The sequence below is a fragment of the Sphingopyxis alaskensis RB2256 genome (genome assembly GCF_000013985.1).
Taxonomy (GTDB): Bacteria; Pseudomonadota; Alphaproteobacteria; order Sphingomonadales; family Sphingomonadaceae; genus Sphingopyxis; species Sphingopyxis alaskensis.
Genome location: NC_008048.1, coordinates 3,176,983 through 3,195,274, shown reverse-complemented (window position 1 = coordinate 3,195,274; position 18,292 = coordinate 3,176,983). Strand labels below are relative to the sequence as shown.

Below are 18,292 nucleotides of genomic sequence, written 5' to 3'. Positions count from 1 at the left end.
CTCCCGTGTTGCGCTTCTAATAACTTGTGATCGTGCAGCCGACGCGGATCTTTCCGTCGAACAGCGCTTCGGCCCGCTGGCCGGGCCGGACCTCGTGAATACCGGTGATCGCGCCCGCCGACACCCAGGTGCCGGGCGCAATTGCAATGCCGCGCGCGCGCAATGTGTCGATCAGGAACAGCGCCGATCCGAACGGGCCGTCGAGCATCGCCTCCATCGTCCCGGCGCCGACGCGCGCGCCATCGACGAACATCTCGACGGGCATGTGGATGAGGTCGGCATCCTGCCAGTCGGGGATCGACGGGCCGAGGATCAGCCCCTTGTTGTTGCCATAGTCGGACGCCGTCACTGCGGGACCGTGGCGGTTGATTTCGGGGAAAGGCGAGCTAGCGATCTCGATCCCCGTGCGCACGTCGGCGATGCACTGCTTCACGCTGTCGATGCTATAGTCGCGCGGGCCCACCTCGCCGAAACAGAGCAACACCTCTGCCTCGGCCGCGGCGAAGCCGTCGGCATAGACCGGCATCGCCGGATCGGCGGCACCGTCGACGATTTCGTCGGCGAAGATCGGGCCGGTCAGGCGATTGCCGCCAAAGCGGTCGACGAGTTCGGGGGCGATTCGTCCGACCTTCCACCCGCCGACGCGCCGCCCGTCGAGGGCGATCGCGCGATCCTGGATCGCATAGGCCTCCGCCATCGTTTGCGGAAACGCGCCGGGATAGACGGTAAGCGGTGTCTTTCCCGCACGCGCGTCGATAAATGCGCGCGCCACATTTTCCGGATCGCTGGTTGCCGCCATCTTTCCCATTTCCCTCTTCCGCGAAGCGGTGTAAGAGACACCGGTGTCAAAGGCAAGCGAATATCCGATGAATCGCGCGATCCGTATCGGCGACGGCGACAATGTGGCGACCGCGATCGCGGATATTGCGCCGGGCCAGCTGCTGTTCGCCGATGAGGATATTCGCGCTGCGGCTGCGGTGCCGCGCGGACACAAAATCGCCCTCGCGGCGATCGCGCGCGGCTCGCCGGTGGTCAAATATGGCTTCCCCATCGGGCGCGCCGCCGCGAACATCGCACCGGGCGAGCCTGTTCACCGCCATAATCTGGCGACTGCGCTCGGCGACAAGGGCGATTATCATTATAGTCCGCAGCCGGTTCAGGCCGCCGCCGCGGCACCATCGACGGCTTTTCGCGGCTATGTCCGCGCCGACGGGCGCGTTGGCACACGCAATGAAATCTGGATCCTGCCGACCGTCGGCTGCGTCGGCAATCTCGCCGCGCGCGTTGCGCGGATCGCGGGCGAACGCCATGCCGGGCGCGTCGACGGCGTCCACGCCTTCAAGCATCCCTTCGGCTGTTCGCAGCTCGGTGATGATCTGGGCCATACGCGCAAGCTGCTCGCGGCGCTTGCGCAGCACCCCAATGCCGGCGGCGTGCTCATCGTCGCCCTGGGGTGCGAGAGCAACCAGCTCGGCGCGCTGCTCGACCTGATTCCCGCCGATCGCCGCGCGCATATCCGCACGCTGTCGGCGCAGGCGGTTGAGGACGACGAAGCCGCGTGCCTCGCGCTGATCGACGAGCTGGTCGAGCATTGCGGCGATATGGTGCGGACCGAAGCGCCGCTGTCGAAGCTGGTGCTTGGGGTCAAATGCGGCGGATCGGACGGGCTTTCGGGCCTCACCGCCAACCCCCTCGTCGGGCGCATGGCCGATGCGGTCGCGGCGGCGGGCGGCAAGGTGGTGCTGACCGAGATCCCAGAGATTTTCGGTGCCGAACAATTGTTGATGGATCGCGCTGTGTCGCGCGCGGTATTCGACGATACGGTCGCGCTCGTCCACGACTTCAAGGACTATTTCATCCGCCACGGCGAGCCGGTGAGCGAAAATCCCTCACCCGGCAATATCGCCGGCGGGATCACGACGCTGGAGGAAAAGTCGCTCGGCGCGGTGCAAAAGGGCGGGCGGGTGCCGCTCGTCGATGTCCAGCGCTATGGCGGCGAGGCGCGCCTGCCCGGCCTGACCCTGCTCGAAGCACCGGGCAACGACGCCGTCTCCTCGACCGCGCTGACCGCGGCGGGCGCGACGATCATCCTCTTCACCACCGGACGCGGCACCCCGCTCGGCTTTCCGGCGCCGACGCTCAAGATCGCGTCGAACAGCGACCTCGCGGCGCGCAAGGCGGGGTGGATCGACTTCGACGCGGGGCGAGTGCTGGACAACGGCTTCGAGCGGTCGGCCGAGGCCCTGCTCGACCTGATCGCCGCCACCGCTTCGGGCGCCCCGACCAAAGCCGAAGCAAATGAGGAGCGCGACATCGCGATCTGGAAATCGGGCGTGACGCTTTAATCGAGCGCGCGGAAGGTGAAATTGCGAAAGCGCGCCTCGCCGGCGCCCGCCGAATAGAGGCCGGGGCGCAGCATCAGGAAGCCGCCGCGCACATTATGGTGGTATCCCGACACCTCCATCCCCCGGTCGAAGCGCACCCAGGTCCGTCCGCCGTCGCCGCTGGTGTCATAAGTCACGATATGCCGGTCGTTGGTGACGCGCATCCGCATCCGTGTCCCGTGCGGATTGACCGGCCGCGCGCGTTCGATGCCATATTGATGCGTCACGAAGCGATCGCGGTCAAAGCCGAGTCCGCAATAGAGTTTCTCGTCATAGAAAAGGATCAGCCCCGCGGTGCCGCCGGGCGCGATCTCGATATCGCATTCGAAACGATACGCATGGTCGCCCGCGATCAGCAGCAGCGGCGATGAATCGACCGGTGCCTCCCCGCGCGCCGTCAGCACCAGCGCGCCGTCCTCGACACGCGCGCGACGGTGTTCGTCCGACGCGGGCTTGAAGAAGTTCCACTTGGCGCCGAGCGCGAGCGACGAAAAATCGTCCGACAGCGCCATACCATGCGGCCCCGCGACGCTGCCGCCTTTCGGCTTGGCGATCGGCTGCGACAAATCGCCGCCCGTCATGCGCAACCAGCCATCGTCGGTCCATTCGACGGGGTCGAGCAAGGCCTGCCGCCCCAGGGTCCAAAAGCCATTCTCATAGCCGTGATAGACCGCCCACCAGTCGCCCGCAGGCCCCTCGACAAGCGTCGCATGGCCGCGCGACCACCATTTTTCGGCGGCCGACACCGTGCGGACGAGCGGGTTCGCCGGGCAATTTTCCCACGGCCCGTCGATCGATGTCGAGCGCGCGGCGATCACCATATGGCCGGTCGGCGGGCCTGCGGTGCCGCCGACCGCGGTGATCATATAATAATAGTCGCCATGCCGCGTGATCTTTGGCCCTTCGGGCGCGAAGCCTTCGACCACCCAGTCGGATGGATAGCGCCACGGGTCATAGACATGTTCGGGTTCGCCGATGCGCTTGCACCCATCGTCCGACAGCCGCACGCGGTCGCCGCCCGACAGGAACAGCCAGCGCGACCCGTCCTCGCCGACCGCATGGCCGGGGTCGATGTGGTTGGGCAGGTTCAGGTCGACCGGATCGCTCCACGGTCCCTCGATCCGGTCGGCCCAGATCACCCAGCTCGTGTTCGGCCCTTTCGTGGGAATGTAGAGATAGAAGCGCCCGCCATGCTTGCAGAGTTCGGGTGCCCAGACCGACCCGATATTCCGGTGCAGCGCGGGCCCGACCGGGCGCCAGTTCACCAGATCGCGCGAATGCCAGATGACCAGCCCCGGATAGCTGTCGAAGGTCGAAAAGGTCATATAATAATCGGCGCCGTCCTTCAGGATCGACGGGTCGGGATGATCGCCCGCCATGATCGGATTGAGGAAGCGCCCGTCGCCAAGGTCGGCGATACGCTGGCCATCGAAACCCTTGGCCCACGCCGGCACCGACGGCCGGGATGCACACGCGGCCTGCCCCAGCGCGGCCGGACCCGCAACGCCCGAAAGCCCCGTCGCGACGAGGCCGGTACCGGCCAGTTTGAGCAAATCGCGGCGGTCGGTCATCGGCCTTTCCCTCTTTCATGAAAGAAAAGGCCCGGCCCCCGCAACCGCAGGCCGGGCCCTCTCCAGGATCGATCTTCGGCGTCAGATCTTGACGCGCGCACCGAACAGGAAGGTGCGGCCGTAGTGGTTGTTCTCATAGTTGCGATTCGCTTCGAGGTCGGTGAAGCGATAGCGATAATCGTCCGTAAGGTTCGTCCCCTCGATCGACAGTTCGATATTTTCGGTGATCGCATAACGGATCGACGCATCGACGTTGAACGAACTGCCATAACCTTCGAACACATTGCCGTTGCCGCTGGTGCCGTCATTATAGCCGCTGCGCCATGCCGCCGACGTACGCGCCGAGAATTTGCCGTCGTCGTAATAGACGGTGGCATTCCACGCCCGCTTGGCAAGGTTGAGCAGCGGCTGGGTATAGACGCCCGCTGGCTGTGCCTCGAGCCGGTTATCGACAGGATCATATGCCAAGGGCCCGGCAATCGTGTAGTCGACATTGCTTTTTACGAACGTCGCATTGCCGAGCACGCCAAAGTGACGCAACGAGTCCGAGAACACAGAGAATGGTAGCTGGAGCGACAATTCCATGCCCTTGAGGCTCGCGCCGGGGCCGTTTCCGGTCGTACGGAACTCGAACTGCCGGTTGGGGTTCGAACCGCCCACGACAGCATCATAAGCCGGGGTTCCCGGCGTCAGAAGCGAGAGCGGCAGGCCGCTGTCGGCATATGTCCCCTGAAGTGAAGTAGAAATGGGGAAGCTTTCGATATCCTTGGCGAACAAAGCCACCGAAGCGAGTGCTCCCGGTGCGAAATACCATTCGGCGGCCAGATCGAAAGTCGTCGCGCGGAACGGATCGAGGAACGGGTTACCCGAGGTGATCCGGAAATTAAACTGATCGACGGCACCGCCCGGCGACAGATTGCCGAGCGTGGGGCGCGTGATCACCTTCGCGATCGCCCCGCGCAGAATGATGTTCTCGGTCGGATGCAGGTTCAGGTTGAACGACGGCAACCAGTCGTCATAGGTCCGGTCGACCGTAACGAATGTTCCGCTTGTGAAACCCGAAGACGATTGCTCGGTTTTGGCATAGCGCACGCCGGCATTACCGGTCAGCCGCATCCCGGCGAGTTCGGTTTCGAACTCGGTCATAAACCAGCCGCCATAGGTTTTTTCGGTGACTGCGCGCTGTTCACCTTGCTGAAGGACGGCCGGACGGTTGTAGAGGTCGATCAGCGCCGTCCCCGCATCGAGATCTGGCACGATCCAGGCGTTGGTATTGCCCGATGGCTGCCCCGCTTTGCCCAGCTTGAACAGTTCGGCAATGTCAGCCGTTACCGGCAGGCCGGTGGTACCGGGCGCGCAGGTGAAGGCGGCACAATAGGTGCTGTCGCGGCGGAAGCCGACCGTATCGAAATCGAACTGACGATAGAAACCGCCGCCAAGCAGCTTGAACCGGTCGGCCACGTCCCAGTCGAAATCGAGCGACACCGTCTTGAACTTGTTGGTCAGGAACGACGGGCGATCGCGGAATTCGGCGAGCACGAACGACGAAGGATCCTCGATGCCCGGACCGAAGCTGAGAACCGGGAACTTCATGTTCGTATAATCATAGCGATACCCGGTGCCGTCCCGGTCGTCGAACGCCAGCGTCGTTTCGATCGGGATATCGGCCTGCGACTTCGAAAAACCGCCAAGCAGATTGATCTTGAACGTGTCGGTCAGCCGCTGTTCCAGGCGCCCCGACAATTGGTAGAATTCGGTCTCGCTCTCACGCGAATAGCGTTCGGTGCGGATGTACACATTATCGAGATCCGCCGCGATCAGATTGTTGTCTTCATCGATCGTGTAGTTGGACACATCGATGCCGCGCTCTTCGCTGCGCAACAGCACTTCGCCCCAATATTCGTCGCGCACTTCCTTGAACCGCGAATATAGCCCGTCGATCGAAATCTTCGTATTCTCGCTTGGCTCGAACTGGATCGAGGCGGTCGCACCCAGCCGTTCGCGTTCATGCCGCACCAGGCCGTAACGCGGGATGCGCGGGTGGAACGCTTCGGCAACCTCGATACAGCCGGCCGAGGGATTTGCGACGAAACTGGAGCCCGAAAGGCAAGTTACACCATCTACACTGCGGAACGGCGCCTGCGCCCAGCGAACGCTGTTATTGCCCAGTTCGTCCGTCGTATAATCGGACCAGGCGACCGACGCCGAAACGCCGAAGGTGCGATCGGCGTCGGTCCAGGCGATCAGGCCTGCCAGCCGCGGATCGACATTTTCGGTGAGGTCGTTGTAACGCGCCTGCGCCGAGCCAACGAGCGTCAGCCCTTCCTTGCCGCCCAGCGGATTGCCGGTGTTGAGATCGACCACTGCCCCCAGCGAGCCTTCGTCGAGCGAGGCCGAGGCGGTCTTATGGACCACCAGCGAGGTGAAGAGTTCGGAGGCAAAGACGTTGAAATCGAACGCGCGGTCGCGGTTCGCCGCGGCGCCGTCGGTCGACGTCGCGATGGTTTCCATGCCGTTCAGGCGAACGCGCGTGAACTGTGCGCCAAGCCCGCGAACCGTGATCGCGCGGCCTTCGCCAGCGTCGCGCTGGATGGAGATGCCGGGAATGCGTTGCAGCGATTCAGCCAGATTCTGATCCGGGAATTTCGCAATGTCCTCCGCCACGATGACGTCGACAGCCGAGATCGAATCGCGTTTCTGGTTGAGTGCTTCGTCGAGCGAGGCGCGAAAGCCGGTGACGACGATCTCGTCTTCGCTGGCGACCGCCTCTTCAGCAGCATCCTGCGCCCACACCGGCGACGCCGCCAGCACGGCAAGCGAGGCCCCGCACGCCAGCCGGGTCAAAGTGCGAACGCTCCGCATTGCTTGAATTGACATTTCCATCCTCCCTTAATCGCCCCGCATCCTCGCTCGCGCAAGAAATGACACCGGTTACTTTACTCGACACAATGGCGCGGAGCGCCATGCTGTCCATCGAATGTCAGAGAGTGATGATGGTCCGCCCGTCGTTGCGACGATCCCGATCAGACCCTCTCTCCTGGAATGATTTTCTCGTTGACCGATTGGGGTAACCGGTGTCAGAAAGATTGAAGGATAGGCGACGCCCTGTCAAGACCCAAAGAACAAGGGAGAGAATGATGCGTTGCACTCCATGGATAGCCGCGCTTTTGCTGGCCCTTGCGCTGCCTTGCGCGCCGCTCGCCGCCGCCGAAGCGACGCCGCGCGCCTTCCCCGGCGCGGTCGGTCCGGCGGCCGAAACTCCCGGCGGGCGCGGCGGCAAGATCCTGCGCGTGACGACGCTGGCCGCCGACGGGCCGGGGTCGCTCAAGGCCGCGATCGACACGCCGGGACCGCGCATCATCGTTTTCGAGGTCGGCGGCGTGATCGACATGGGGCGCCAGCCCGTTGAGATCAAACACCCCTATCTGACGATCGCGGGGCAAACCGCGCCCGGCCCCGGCATCACGCTGATCCGCACCGGCATCGACGTGAAGACACACGACGTCATCCTGCGCCACCTGCGCGTCTATACCGGCGTCGATGGCCAGCCGAAGCGCAGCGGGTGGGAGGCCGACGCCCTTTCGACCGTCGCCGCGCACAATGTCATCGTCGATCATTGCACCTTCCTGTGGGCGATCGACGAAAATATGTCGGCGTCGGGGCCGCGCTTCACCGGCAATACGGTCGAGGAATGGCGCGCTGGGACAAGCCGCAACATCACCTTTTCGAACAATCTCGCCGCCGAGGGTCTTGCCGATGCGAGCCACCCCAAGGGCGAGCACAGCAAGGGGTCGCTGGTCCACGACAATGCCACCGGCATCGTGTTTTACCGCAATCTCTGGGCGCATAATGTCGAGCGCAACCCGCTGGTGAAGGGCGGCGCGCGGGTGCTGATGATCAACAATCTGATCTACAACCCCAAGCACCGCGCGGTGCATTACAACCTGATGGACCTTGAGTGGACCGGGCACGACCATGTCACGGGCCAGATCACCGCGATCGGCAATGTCATGCGCGGCGGCAACGACACCGACGAGGGTCTGCCCTTTCTGATGCTCGGCGGCGACGGCGACCTGGAGTTTTATGGAAAGGACAATCTGGCGGTCGACCGCCACGGCAAGGCGCTGCCCGAATTCGGCCGCTATGGCGAAACGCGCGCCGCGCTGATCCGCGCCAGGGCGCCGCTCGCGGCCGTCGATGGCTACCGCATCCTGCCGGTGCGCGATGTCGAAACGTCGGTGCTGGCGAGCGCGGGCGCGCGCCCGTGGGCGCGCGATGCAGAAGAGATTCGCGTGCTCTTCTTCGTTGCCGAAGGGCGCGGCGCGATCATCGACGACGAAAAGGAAGTGAGCGCCTATCCGGCGGTCAAGCCGCCAGTGCGCGCGCCCTTTGTCGAAGGCGACTGGGATCTGGCGACGATGGAGCCCCGGTCGGGCCGCTATCCGGGGCAGACCGCCCCCATGCCGCAGGAACATCTGTCGGCGCGCGACCGCGCCTCGCGCGGCGAAGCGCCATGAGCGCGCTGCTCGCCATATTGCTCGCGGGCGCCGGCGCCGCCCCTGCGATGGTCGTGATCGACGAAGCGGCGACGGTGCGCGAGGAAGCGCCGCCGCACGGGCAAATCGGCATGTCGACCGCGTGGCGAATCAGCGACGCCGTTCCCGCACCGCGCAGCTTCGAGTTTCGCAAGCGCGCACTGCACGTCGGCGCGGCTATCGGCGTACATCCCATCGACCATGACGAGATTTATTATGTCGTGTCGGGGACGGGTATCGTCCATTCGGACGGAAAGGAGCAGGCGCTCGGCACCGGCATGGCCGCGTGGCTCTACAAGGGCGCGAGGGTCGGCATCCGCCAGACAGGAAGCGAACCGCTGGTCCTCATCATCGCCTATCCCAACCAAAGGGTCGGACAATGACGGTCGGTCGCCGCGCGCTGCTGGCCGCCAGCCTCGCGCTGCCCTTCGCGAGCGTCGCCGCGCACACGTCGTGGACGCGGCCGACGGGTGTCGTTCCCGACGCGAGCCTGCCGCTGTGGCCCGGTGGCCATGTCGTCCCGCCGCGCGGCCTTGCCGAACGGGTGATCCAGCGCAGCGACGAGGCGGATGCCAGCGACCGGATGCTCGAAGGAATCACGCGCCCGCGGCTCGACATCTTCCGCCCCGCAAGGCCCAATGGCGCGGCGGTGATTCTCGCCCCCGGCGGCGGCTATCGCTATGTCGTGATCGACAAGGAAGGCTATGAGCTGGCGCGCTGGCTGAGCGAACGCGGCGTCACCGTTTACGTCCTCTTTTATCGCCTGCCGGGCGACGGCTGGGCGAACGGGGCCGACGTGCCGCTCGCCGATGCTCAGCGCGCGATGCGGCTGGTGCGCAGCCGCGCGGGTGCCGACGGCATCGACCCGGCGCGCGTCGTCTTTGGCGGTTTTTCGGCGGGCGGACAGGTGGCGACGAGCCTGCTCACGCGCTTCGACGCGACGGTCTACGCGCCCGTCGATGCCGCCGACGCGCTGCCCGCGCGACCCGATGCGCTCGCCGCCATCTATCCGGTCGTGTCGATGGACCCCGCGATCGCCCATGCGGTGAGCCGCGAGAAGCTGATCGGCGCGAACCCCGATGCGGCGCGCGAGGCGCTCCATTCGCCCGAACGCAATGTCCGCGCCGACCAGCCACCGCTCTGGCTGCTCCACGCCGAGGACGATGATGTCGTCAGGATCGATAACAGCGTGCGCCTGCGCGATGCGGCGCGGCGTATCGGCGCGCCGTGCGAAGCACATTTCTTCGAGCGCGGCGGCCATGGTTTCGGGCTGATGAAAACCGCGGGGCTGCCCATTGCGATCTGGCCCGAACTGCTTTGGAACTGGCTGGGGTCGCACGGGATCGTTTAACCAACCGTCATCCCGGCGAAGGCCGGGATCTCACCCTCGCCCCCTCACGCACCGGCGAGATCCCGGCCTTCGCCGGGATGACGAACAAGGGCATTGTGACTGCCGCTTAACTCCCCGGCTGGATATAGGGCACGCGCGCGAACAGCTCGCGCTCCCACCGGCGCGGATCGCTCTCGACACGGCTCAGGCGATCGAAGATCATCGTCTGCCGCGTGGCGAGGTCGTAGGCGGGCCAGCCCGGATCGCCCGTGCGCGCGAAACGGACGAAGGCATCCATCATCCGGTCGCTCATCGCCTGCTGCGCCGGGCTTGGATCGGGGATGGTGCCGAAGGCGAAACCGATGTCGTCGGTGTGTTTGGCGTCCTCGAAATCGAGCTGGTAGACGAGCGCCGGTGCCCCGGCACGCGCACGCGCCTCGGCCTCCTCGACCTGCCCGCGCCAGCTCCGCCCCGCGGTGACGATGCGGTGGAACAGCTCGATCGGGGCAGCCTTGGGATAGTGCGCGCGAAACTGGCCCACGACCCATTCGGGATGCGCGTCGACCTTGATTTCGGGCGCGATGCGCGCCGCAAGATTGTCAAAGTTCAACCCCGCAAGCTGCTTGCCATCGGGCGCGTAGAATGCGCGCGTTTCCATCACCGTGTTGCCGAGCATCATCGGAATAGCGAGCGACTGCGGCGCGGCGTCGGGCCAGAAGGGGTGGCGCGTCAGATGCGTCATGTCGAGCACGGGGCCCATGTAGACGGAGCCGCCGAGGATAGGGTCGATCGCCTCCAGCGCGGCGATCAGTTGCCCGATGGGCGCGGTCGCGGGATCGACACCCTTGCCGAGCTGGGCGAGGAAGGCTTCGGCGCGCTTCGTGGCGTTGAGCGGGCCCGAAACGGTAACCTGCTGCCCGCTCATGGTGATCGCCTTGTGGAAAAGCCCCTTGGCGGCGGGCATCGCCATCAGCGTCGCGATCTTCGCGCCGCCGCCCGACTGGCCGAACACAGTGACATTGGCGGGATCGCCGCCGAAGGCTGCGATATTGCGCTGCACCCATTGGAGCGCGGCGATCAGGTCGAGCTGCCCCGCATTGCCGCTGTCGGGAAAGCGCGGATCGAGCCGCGCGAGATAGAGATAGCCGAGCGCGTTGAGCCGGTGGTTGACCGTCACCACCACGACATCGCCGCGCGCCGCGAGCGCCGCGCCATCGTTGATCGGGTCGGTGACGCTGCCGGTCGAATAGGCGCCGCCGTGGAAATAGACCATCACCGGGCGCTTCGCACCGTCGGCCACCGCGGGCGTCCAGACGTTGAGGAAGAGGCAGTCTTCGGACTGCGGTGTATAGCGATCGCCGCGCTGCGGGCAGGCGGGGCCAAAGTCGCCCAGCGCGGTCCGGTTGCCAGGCAGCGCGACGGGCGCCTCGAAACGCCGCGCCGCCGCGTAGCGGATGCCCTTGAAAACGCGGACGTCGCGCGTTTCTTGCGCAAAAATAGGCGGCGCCAATGCGGCGACCGCGCCCGCCGCGAGCAGCGCGCGGCGCGTCAGATCAGCGCCGGACATCGAGCCCGCCGCCGTGGAAAGCGTCGATGTCGCGCTGGCCGAATCGGCTCGCGTCGCCGGGGAGCGAGTGTTTGAGGCAGGTGAGCGCGAGGCCGCTCATCGCCATGGCTTCGGCGGTGCCCCCACTCAGATACGAATGGAGCACCCCCGCGGCAAAGGCGTCGCCCGCCCCGATACGGTCGACGATGCCGGTGACGTTGATCTCGTCGGTCTGATGGCAACTGCCGCAAAGATCGACGCGCGCCGCGATGCGGTGATGATCGGCGCTGACGGTATGGCGCGCGGTCGAAGCGATGAGTTTGAGGTCAGGAAAGGCTGCAAAGCCCGCTTCAGCCGCCTCGCGCCGCCGGTCCTCGCCCTCGCCGCTAAACACCTGCCCCAGCACCAGCGACAGGTCGCGGTGGTTGCCGTACAAGATATCGGCGCTGCCGATCAGCTCGGACAGGACCGCGCGCGGATCGCTGTCCCATGCTTCCCACAGCATCGCGCGGTAATTGCCGTCGAAGCTGACCGGCACGCCGAGCCGCTTCGCCGCGCGCGCCGCCGCCAGCGCGGCATCGGCCGAGCGCGGGCCCAAAGCAGGGGTGATGCCCGACAGGTGGAGCAGCGCCGCACCGTCCAGCAGCGCGTCCCAGTCATAATCGCCCGCGCCGCTCGCCGCAAAGCTCGATCCCGCGCGGTCATAGACGATTTCGGATGAGCGCAGCCCCGCCCCGACGCTGAGGAAATAGAGCCCCATGCGGCCCGGCGCGGTCGTGACGGCGGTGCAGTCGACGCCCGCGCCGCGCACCGCCGCCACTGCGCCGCGACCCAGCGCATTGTCCGGAACGCGCGATACCATCGCGCAGGCATGGCCGAGATGGGCGAGCCCGATCGCGACATTGGCTTCCGCGCCGCCGACATGGAGCGCCAGCGACGGCGACTGCATCAGCAGCTCGTTGCCCGGCGCATTGAGGCGGATCAGCAGTTCGCCGAAAAAGACAAGGCGGCCGTTCAAAATCTCATCCTTCCCCAAATCCGTTCGTGCCGGGCTTGTCGAAGCACCGCTTGTCCGCTTCTCGCGGTTGAAGAAAAGAACGGCCCTTCGACAAGCGCAGGGCGAACCGGGATTTTCGAGCAGCCTCTCGTTATCGCGCCAGCCAGCCGCCGTCGACGGCGAGGATATGCCCCTGCACATAATCCGACGCGCGCGACGCCAGGAATACCGCCGCGCCGCCGATGTCGGCGGGGTCGCCCCAGCGGCCCGCCGGGATGCGCTCCATGATCTGCCGGCTGCGCGTCTCATCGGCCTGCAGCGCGGCGGTGTTGTTCGTCGCGATATAGCCGGGCGCGATCGCGTTGACGTTGACCCCCTTCGCCGCCCATTCGTTCGCGAGCAGCTTGGTGAGCCCGCCGACCCCCGATTTCGACGCGGTGTAGCTGGGCACGCGGACGCCCCCCTGAAAGGTCAGCATCGAGGCGATGTTGATAATCTTGCCCGACCCGCGCGCGATCATGTGCCGTCCGACGCTCTGGCAGAGGAAGAAGAGCGTCTTGAGATTGGTGTCCATTACCGCATCCCAATCTTCCTCGGTGAAATCGAGCGCATCGGCCCGGCGGATGATGCCGGCGTTGTTGACGAGGATGTCGATGCGGCCGAACTCCGCGAGCACGGTGTCGACGAGCGGCTGCACCGCCGCGACGCTCGACAGGTCGGCGGCGAAATTGTCGGCCTTGCGACCGAGCCCGCGTATCATGCCGACGGTCTCGTCGGCGGGCGAGCGGCCCGCGGCGGCGATATCGGCGCCCGCATCGGCAAGCGCGAACGCGATCCCCTGCCCGATGCCCGTGTTGGCGCCGGTCACGAGCGCGACGCGCCCGACGAGATCGAATGATGCGGTCATGTCAGGCGAGCGCCCGCTCCGCAGACAAGCTCGTCAAATAGGCGCTGATCGCTTCGTCCTGCGAATTGGCGTAGAAATAGTCGGCGAACCTCTCACCCGCGATCGCCGCGCGCAGCAGATCCTGGTCGACATTCTTCAGCACCGTCAGCATGTCGTGGCACGCCGCCGCCTTCAGATCTTTCAGTATGCCGCGGTTCGTCCGCATGATTTCGGCGCGTTCCTTGGGATAGCCCAGCCCGCGCTCGCCGTCGAACAGCTTGGCGTAAACGTCCTGCAGGTTAAGCTCGGCTGCCCAGCCGAAGCCCTTGGCATAGGGCATCGAAATGGCGTTGCCGTCGTTGATCTGGCCGAACAGAAAGGCGTCGGTCGGATCGATCACCAGCCCGCAGAACACCCCCGGCATCGCGTTGCACGCGAGCATCGATCCCATGCCGGTGCCGCAACCCGTCACCACGAAGTCGGCCGCCTTCGAATTGAGGAGGATACCCGCCAGCAGGCCGTTCATCACATAGGTCAGCGACGCCTTGTCGTCCGCCGAATACATGCCGTAATTGAAAACCTGATGACCCAGCGGCTCCGCGACCGCGGTCAGCGCTTCGTGGATGACGCCGTTCTTGGCGGCCTGGCTGTTCTCGGTGATCAGCGCGATCTTCATGTCCGGCTCCTTTGCTCGTCGAACAACAAGCTAGTCATTTCGGTAACCGGTGTCAACAAGCGAGGTGGCGGGTTGATCGTATCGGCAGCCAGACACCGGTATCAATAATCGCCGCCTGCCCGTTGCGACGGTTGATTTTGGCGCGGCGAGCGCCCATCACAACGCCGGAAAGGCGGGACATGGCCGAGGCCCGCAAAGGGAAAAGCGCATATGGCGGCACAGACCAGGGGGCCGGGGGGCAGGCAGCCGACAATCAACGACGTCGCCGCGCTTGCGGGTGTGTCCAAGAAAACGGTAAGCCGGGTCATCAACCGGTCGGAGTTCCTGACCGAAAAGACGCGCGCCGCGGTGGAAAAGGCGATCGAGCAACTGGGGTTCGTCCCCAATCCGCAAGCGCGTGCGCTCGCCTTTCGCCGCAACTTCCTGATCGCGCTGCTCCACGACAATCCGAACGCACAGACGGTGCTCAATTTCCAGCGCGGCGTGCTCGACGCGATCAAGGACAGCGATCTGGCGCTGCTCGTCCGCCCGGTCGATCGCGGGTCGGACAAACTGCTCGACGATGTGCGCACCTTCCTCGAAAAACAGCGTCCGATTGGCGCGATGCTGTTGCCGCCGATTTCGGAGAATGACGAACTCGCGGCGCTTTGTGAGGATCTGGGCGTGCGTTATGTGCGTATCGGCTCGGCGCCGCTCGACGATGCCAAACATTGCATCTCGTCGAATGATCGTGAAGTGGTGGCGGCGGCGGTGCGCGGGCTGATTGCGCTGGGGCACCGCCGCATCGGCTTCGTGCGCGGCCCGGCCGGTTTCCGCTCCGCCGCCGAGCGCGAGAAGGGCTTTTTGGAGGCGCTCGCCGAAGCGGGGCTCACGCTTCCGCCCGAGCTCAATGCGCCGGGTAACTACCGCTATGCCGCCGGAATCGAGGCGGGCGAGGCGCTGCTCGCGCGCGCCGATCCGCCGACGGCGATCTTCTGCTCGAACGACGAAATGGCGGCGGGGGTGCTGAGCGTCGCGCATGGCAAGGGAATCAAGGTGCCCGCCGAACTGTCGATCATCGGCTTCGACGACAGCCCGACCGCAACGCATATCTGGCCCGCGCTCAGCACGGTGCGCTGGCCGATCCGCGAAATGGGCGCGCGCGCCGCGCAGATCCTCGTTCCCGATTTTCTCGGCCCCGGCGCGAAGGTCGATGACGAAGACAATGTGCTGCCCTCAACATTGGTCGAGCGGCAGTCGGTCGCGCCCCCGCCCGACAGGCTCTGAGCGCCGAGCCCTCGGCTTCTGGCGTCGGGCCGTATCGACATTCAGCCCTGGCTGGCGACCTGCAAATGGCGGCGTTCCGCGCTTCCGCTGCTCACGCGCCTCTTGCAGGCCACGCTCCGGGTCACGAAAAACCGCCATTTTCGGCGTGCCATCCTCTGATTGTCGATACAGCCTGGACCGGCGTCCGAACGCACCAGATTTCTGCATCCGTCAACTTCACCGGCATCTCAATAGACACGTGCCTTCGGCTTGATATATTCGGCGTCGTCCGACAGCGTATATTCGTGGACCGGGCGGTAATCGAGGCGGACATCGCCCCCCTTGCCGCCCCAGCCGTCGAACCAGGCGACGCTGTGTTTCATCCAGTTCGCATCGTCGCGGTTCGGGAAATCCTCGTGCGCGTGGGCGCCGCGGCTTTCCTTGCGGTTGAACGCCGAGTGCATCGTCACCGTCGCCTGCGCGATCAGATTGTCGAGCTCCAGCGTTTCGACAAGGTCAGTGTTCCAGATGAGGCTGCGGTCGCTGACGTGGATGTCGGCCATCCGCGCATAGGTTTTCGCAAGCTTTTCCTTGCCCTCCGCCATCAGCTCGTCGGTGCGGAACACCGCCGCGTGCGCCGACATCGCGCGCTGCATTTCGGTGCGCACTTCGGCAGTGGGCGATCCGCCGCTGGCGTGGCGGAAATGATCGAGCCGCGCGAGCGCCAGATCGGCGCTGTCCTTGGGCAGCGGCTGCTGCGCCGCGCCGGGGGTGAGCAGTTCCTTGAGGCGATGACCCGTGGCGCGACCGAAGACGACAAGGTCGATCAGGCTGTTCGAGCCGAGACGGTTCGCGCCGTGGACCGACACGCACGCCGCTTCGCCGACCGCGAACAGGCCGGGGACGACGGTGTCGGGACCATCCTTGCCGAGCGTGACGACCTCGCCATGATAGTTACAGGGGATGCCGCCCATATTGTAATGGACCGTCGGCACGACGGGCAGCGGCTGGCGCGTGAGGTCGACGCCGGCGAAAATCTTGCCGCTCTCGGTGATTCCCGGCAGCCGCTCGGCGAGCACCGCGGGGTCGATATGGTCGAGGTGCAGATAGATATGGTCGGCATCCGGGCCGACGCCGCGGCCTTCGCGGATTTCAAGCGCCATCGAGCGCGAGACGACGTCGCGCGACGCCAGATCCTTCGCCGATGGGGCGTAGCGTTCCATGAACCGCTCGCCTTCCGAATTGGTGAGGTAGCCGCCCTCGCCGCGTGCGCCCTCGGTAATCAGCACGCCCGCGCCGTAAATGCCGGTCGGGTGAAACTGGACGAACTCCATGTCCTGAAGCGGGAGGCCCGCGCGCAGCACCATGCCGCCGCCGTCGCCGGTGCAGGTGTGCGCTGACGTCGCGGTGAAATAGCAGCGGCCATAGCCGCCCGTCGCAAGCACGACGGCTTGCGATCGGAAGCGGTGGATGCTGCCATCCTCCATGCACAGCGCGATGACGCCGCGACATTCGGGACCATTGGCGCCATTTTCCATGATCAGGTCGAGCGCAAAATATTCGATGAAAAAGTCCGCGTCATATTTCAGGCTCTGTTGGTAGAGCGCGTGAAGCATCGCATGGCCGGTGCGGTCGGCCGCGGCGCAGGTGCGCTGCACCGGCGGGCCTTCGCCCATATTCTGCATATGGCCGCCGAACGGGCGCTGATAGATGGTGCCGTCGGCGTTGCGGCTGAACGGAACGCCCGCATGTTCGAGTTCGTAGACTGCGGCGGGCGCCTCGCGCACCATATATTCGATCGCGTCCTGGTCGCCGAGCCAGTCGGAGCCCTTGACGGTATCGTACATGTGCCATTGCCAATGGTCGGGCGAATTGTTGCCGAGGCTGGCGGCGATGCCGCCCTGGGCCGCGACGGTGTGGCTGCGCGTCGGGAACACCTTGGTGATGCAGGCGGTCTTCAGCCCCGCCTCGGCGCTGCCCATCGTCGCGCGCAGGCCCGAGCCGCCCGCGCCGACGACGACCGTGTCATAGATATGATCGATGATCTTGTAGGCTTCGGTCATCTTACATGCCCCCGGGGCCGAGCGCCGCGGGCGCCAGCGCGATGCGCACGATCGCGAAAATGCCATAGGCGGCGCCGCCGATCGCGTAGAAGTTCAACAGGACGAGCGCGAACAGCCGCGTTGCTTCGCCATGGATGTAATCCTCGATCATCACCTGCAACCCCAGCCGCAGGTGCCAGAAAACGCTGATGACCATCAGGATCAGCGCCAGCGCGACCGAGGGGTTCGACGCCCAGCGCAGCACCGCGCCATGATCGGCGAGCGGCAGGCGCAGCAGCGAGACGAAGAGGAAAGAGACGAGCAGGATGTTGCCGAGCGCGGTCAGCCGCTGTTGCAGCCAGTGATGCGATCCGTGATGCGACGAGCCGAGCCCGCGCACGCGACCGAGGCGCGTTCCATTACCCATTGAACGTCCCCTGCAGTATGTAGAGCCAGGTCGCGGCGGTCGCGGCCAGCGCACCGACGAAAACGAGCGTCGACCAGAGCCTGTTCGTCCTGAGTTCATACCCCGCGCCCGCGTCGAGCACGAAATGGCGCAGCCCCGAAAAGAGATGCTGGAAAAAGGCCCAGGTGAGGCCGATCAACACGATCTTGCCGAGGATATTGGTCACCTGATGGAATGTCCCCGCATCGGGATCGTGCCAGACGCAGGCGACAAAGGCGGCATAGGCGTCGGGGCCCGCGGCGAGCGCGCCGAGCCACCAGAGGAACATGCCCGCGCCGACGATCGCCAGCCCGTCGCCGCTGACGCGGTGAAAGATGGAGACCGCCATCGCGGGCGTCCATTTATACACTTGCAGGTGAGGCGAGCGCGGCCGCGCGCCCGGTTCGTTGCCAGCCATATCAGCCCTGTCCTGACTCTAAACGGTCGATGCGCCGCCGGTTAAGCCTTCCCGCCGCGATATGCAATTGCTTAGCGGGCGATGGACGCAAGATTTTGCGTGGCCGACCGCACGGCGCGTGCCCAGCGCGCGCGGCATCCGGGTCGCGGCCACCGGTGACGGGGCGAGGTCGCCGCGCAAATGAAAAGGGGGCGGGACCAACGGCCCCGCCCCCGAA

General features: G+C 65.6%; 15 protein-coding genes. 5 read left to right on the top strand and 10 right to left on the bottom strand.

The window, feature by feature from the left end; genetic code table 11:
- Positions 1–16: 16 nt before the first annotated feature.
- Positions 17–799, bottom strand: a complete 783-nt coding sequence (locus SALA_RS15485; protein ID WP_011543311.1) for a 2-keto-4-pentenoate hydratase — start codon at positions 797–799, stop codon at positions 17–19.
- A 67-nt stretch (positions 800–866) separates the two neighbouring features.
- Here SALA_RS15485 and SALA_RS15480 point away from each other — a divergent pair, with 67 nt between their 5' ends.
- Positions 867–2,345, top strand: a complete 1,479-nt coding sequence (locus tag SALA_RS15480; RefSeq protein ID WP_041384204.1) for a UxaA family hydrolase — start codon at positions 867–869, stop codon at positions 2,343–2,345.
- On the opposite strand, the gene SALA_RS15475 is transcribed toward SALA_RS15480, so the two are convergent.
- Both SALA_RS15475 and SALA_RS15470 read right to left on the bottom strand, forming a co-directional pair.
- Positions 2,342–3,955, bottom strand: a complete 1,614-nt coding sequence (locus tag SALA_RS15475) for a family 43 glycosylhydrolase (RefSeq protein WP_011543309.1) — start codon at positions 3,953–3,955, stop codon at positions 2,342–2,344. The genes SALA_RS15480 and SALA_RS15475 overlap by 4 nt on opposite strands.
- An 81-nt stretch (positions 3,956–4,036) precedes the next feature.
- Entirely contained in the window at positions 4,037–6,832 is a 2,796-nt protein-coding gene (locus tag SALA_RS15470) for a TonB-dependent receptor (RefSeq protein WP_011543308.1), read from the bottom strand.
- Positions 6,833–7,092: 260 nt separating this feature from the next.
- Here SALA_RS15470 and SALA_RS15465 point away from each other — a divergent pair, with 260 nt between their 5' ends.
- Genes SALA_RS15465 through SALA_RS15455 form a run of 3 tightly spaced genes read left to right on the top strand, consistent with a single transcriptional unit; the run spans position 7,093 to position 9,841 of the window.
- On the top strand, positions 7,093–8,472 hold the full coding sequence (locus SALA_RS15465; protein ID WP_011543307.1) for a pectate lyase family protein: 1,380 nt from the start codon (positions 7,093–7,095) through the stop codon (positions 8,470–8,472).
- The gene (locus SALA_RS15460; RefSeq protein WP_011543306.1) at positions 8,469–8,873 is read left to right on the top strand and encodes a cupin domain-containing protein; all 405 of its coding nucleotides are present in this window, start codon (positions 8,469–8,471) and stop codon (positions 8,871–8,873) included. The genes SALA_RS15465 and SALA_RS15460 overlap by 4 nt, the downstream gene beginning before the upstream one ends.
- Positions 8,870–9,841, top strand: a complete 972-nt coding sequence (locus tag SALA_RS15455) for an alpha/beta hydrolase (RefSeq protein WP_011543305.1) — start codon at positions 8,870–8,872, stop codon at positions 9,839–9,841. Before SALA_RS15460 ends, SALA_RS15455 begins: the two co-directional genes overlap by 4 nt.
- Before the next feature lie 106 nt (positions 9,842–9,947).
- Here SALA_RS15455 and SALA_RS15450 read toward each other — a convergent pair whose 3' ends face one another.
- The 4 genes from SALA_RS15450 to SALA_RS15435 form a co-directional block, all read right to left on the bottom strand.
- Positions 9,948–11,387: a carboxylesterase/lipase family protein gene (locus SALA_RS15450; protein WP_011543304.1), complete on the bottom strand. Its 1,440-nt coding sequence runs from the start codon at positions 11,385–11,387 to the stop codon at positions 9,948–9,950.
- Positions 11,374–12,384, bottom strand: coding sequence for a sugar kinase (locus SALA_RS15445; RefSeq protein WP_041384203.1), 1,011 nt, complete (start codon positions 12,382–12,384; stop codon positions 11,374–11,376). Before SALA_RS15445 ends, SALA_RS15450 begins: the two co-directional genes overlap by 14 nt.
- Before the next feature lie 130 nt (positions 12,385–12,514).
- Positions 12,515–13,270, bottom strand: a complete 756-nt coding sequence (gene kduD / locus SALA_RS15440) for a 2-dehydro-3-deoxy-D-gluconate 5-dehydrogenase KduD (RefSeq protein ID WP_011543302.1) — start codon at positions 13,268–13,270, stop codon at positions 12,515–12,517.
- 1 nt (position 13,271) lies between these two features.
- The gene (locus SALA_RS15435) at positions 13,272–13,925 is read right to left on the bottom strand and encodes an RpiB/LacA/LacB family sugar-phosphate isomerase (RefSeq protein ID WP_011543301.1); all 654 of its coding nucleotides are present in this window, start codon (positions 13,923–13,925) and stop codon (positions 13,272–13,274) included.
- A gap of 210 nt (positions 13,926–14,135) precedes the next feature.
- On the opposite strand from SALA_RS15435, the gene SALA_RS15430 reads away from it, so the two are divergent.
- Positions 14,136–15,191, top strand: coding sequence for a LacI family DNA-binding transcriptional regulator (locus SALA_RS15430; RefSeq protein WP_011543300.1), 1,056 nt, complete (start codon positions 14,136–14,138; stop codon positions 15,189–15,191).
- 227 nt (positions 15,192–15,418) lie between these two features.
- Here SALA_RS15430 and sdhA read toward each other — a convergent pair whose 3' ends face one another.
- From sdhA to sdhC, 3 genes are read right to left on the bottom strand one after another with little or no spacing between them, the layout of a single operon-like run.
- Positions 15,419–17,233 carry a succinate dehydrogenase flavoprotein subunit gene (sdhA, locus tag SALA_RS15425; RefSeq protein WP_011543299.1) on the bottom strand — a complete coding sequence of 605 codons (1,815 nt, stop codon included), beginning with the start codon at positions 17,231–17,233 and terminating at the stop codon, positions 15,419–15,421.
- 1 nt (position 17,234) lies between these two features.
- Positions 17,235–17,639, bottom strand: coding sequence for a succinate dehydrogenase, hydrophobic membrane anchor protein (gene sdhD / locus SALA_RS15420; protein ID WP_011543298.1), 405 nt, complete (start codon positions 17,637–17,639; stop codon positions 17,235–17,237).
- Entirely contained in the window at positions 17,632–18,075 is a 444-nt protein-coding gene (gene sdhC, locus SALA_RS15415; protein ID WP_011543297.1) for a succinate dehydrogenase, cytochrome b556 subunit, read from the bottom strand. Before sdhC ends, sdhD begins: the two co-directional genes overlap by 8 nt.
- Between the last annotated feature and the right edge of the window lie 217 nt (positions 18,076–18,292).

What these genes read in the sequence shown, in the direction of transcription:
- SALA_RS15485 (WP_011543311.1), bottom strand. Translation starts at nt 799, where the DNA reads ATGGCGGCAACCAGCGATCCGGAAAATGTGGCGCGCGCATTTATCGAC.
- SALA_RS15480 (WP_041384204.1), top strand. Translation starts at nt 867, where the DNA reads ATGAATCGCGCGATCCGTATCGGCGACGGCGACAATGTGGCGACCGCG.
- SALA_RS15475 (WP_011543309.1), bottom strand. Translation starts at nt 3,955, where the DNA reads ATGACCGACCGCCGCGATTTGCTCAAACTGGCCGGTACCGGCCTCGTC.
- SALA_RS15470 (WP_011543308.1), bottom strand. Translation starts at nt 6,832, where the DNA reads ATGTCAATTCAAGCAATGCGGAGCGTTCGCACTTTGACCCGGCTGGCG.
- SALA_RS15465 (WP_011543307.1), top strand. Translation starts at nt 7,093, where the DNA reads ATGCGTTGCACTCCATGGATAGCCGCGCTTTTGCTGGCCCTTGCGCTG.
- SALA_RS15460 (WP_011543306.1), top strand. Translation starts at nt 8,469, where the DNA reads ATGAGCGCGCTGCTCGCCATATTGCTCGCGGGCGCCGGCGCCGCCCCT.
- SALA_RS15455 (WP_011543305.1), top strand. Translation starts at nt 8,870, where the DNA reads ATGACGGTCGGTCGCCGCGCGCTGCTGGCCGCCAGCCTCGCGCTGCCC.
- SALA_RS15450 (WP_011543304.1), bottom strand. Translation starts at nt 11,387, where the DNA reads ATGTCCGGCGCTGATCTGACGCGCCGCGCGCTGCTCGCGGCGGGCGCG.
- kduD (WP_011543302.1), bottom strand. Translation starts at nt 13,270, where the DNA reads ATGACCGCATCATTCGATCTCGTCGGGCGCGTCGCGCTCGTGACCGGC.
- SALA_RS15435 (WP_011543301.1), bottom strand. Translation starts at nt 13,925, where the DNA reads ATGAAGATCGCGCTGATCACCGAGAACAGCCAGGCCGCCAAGAACGGC.
- SALA_RS15430 (WP_011543300.1), top strand. Translation starts at nt 14,136, where the DNA reads ATGGCGGCACAGACCAGGGGGCCGGGGGGCAGGCAGCCGACAATCAAC.
- sdhA (WP_011543299.1), bottom strand. Translation starts at nt 17,233, where the DNA reads ATGACCGAAGCCTACAAGATCATCGATCATATCTATGACACGGTCGTC.
- sdhD (WP_011543298.1), bottom strand. Translation starts at nt 17,639, where the DNA reads ATGGGTAATGGAACGCGCCTCGGTCGCGTGCGCGGGCTCGGCTCGTCG.
- sdhC (WP_011543297.1), bottom strand. Translation starts at nt 18,075, where the DNA reads ATGGCTGGCAACGAACCGGGCGCGCGGCCGCGCTCGCCTCACCTGCAA.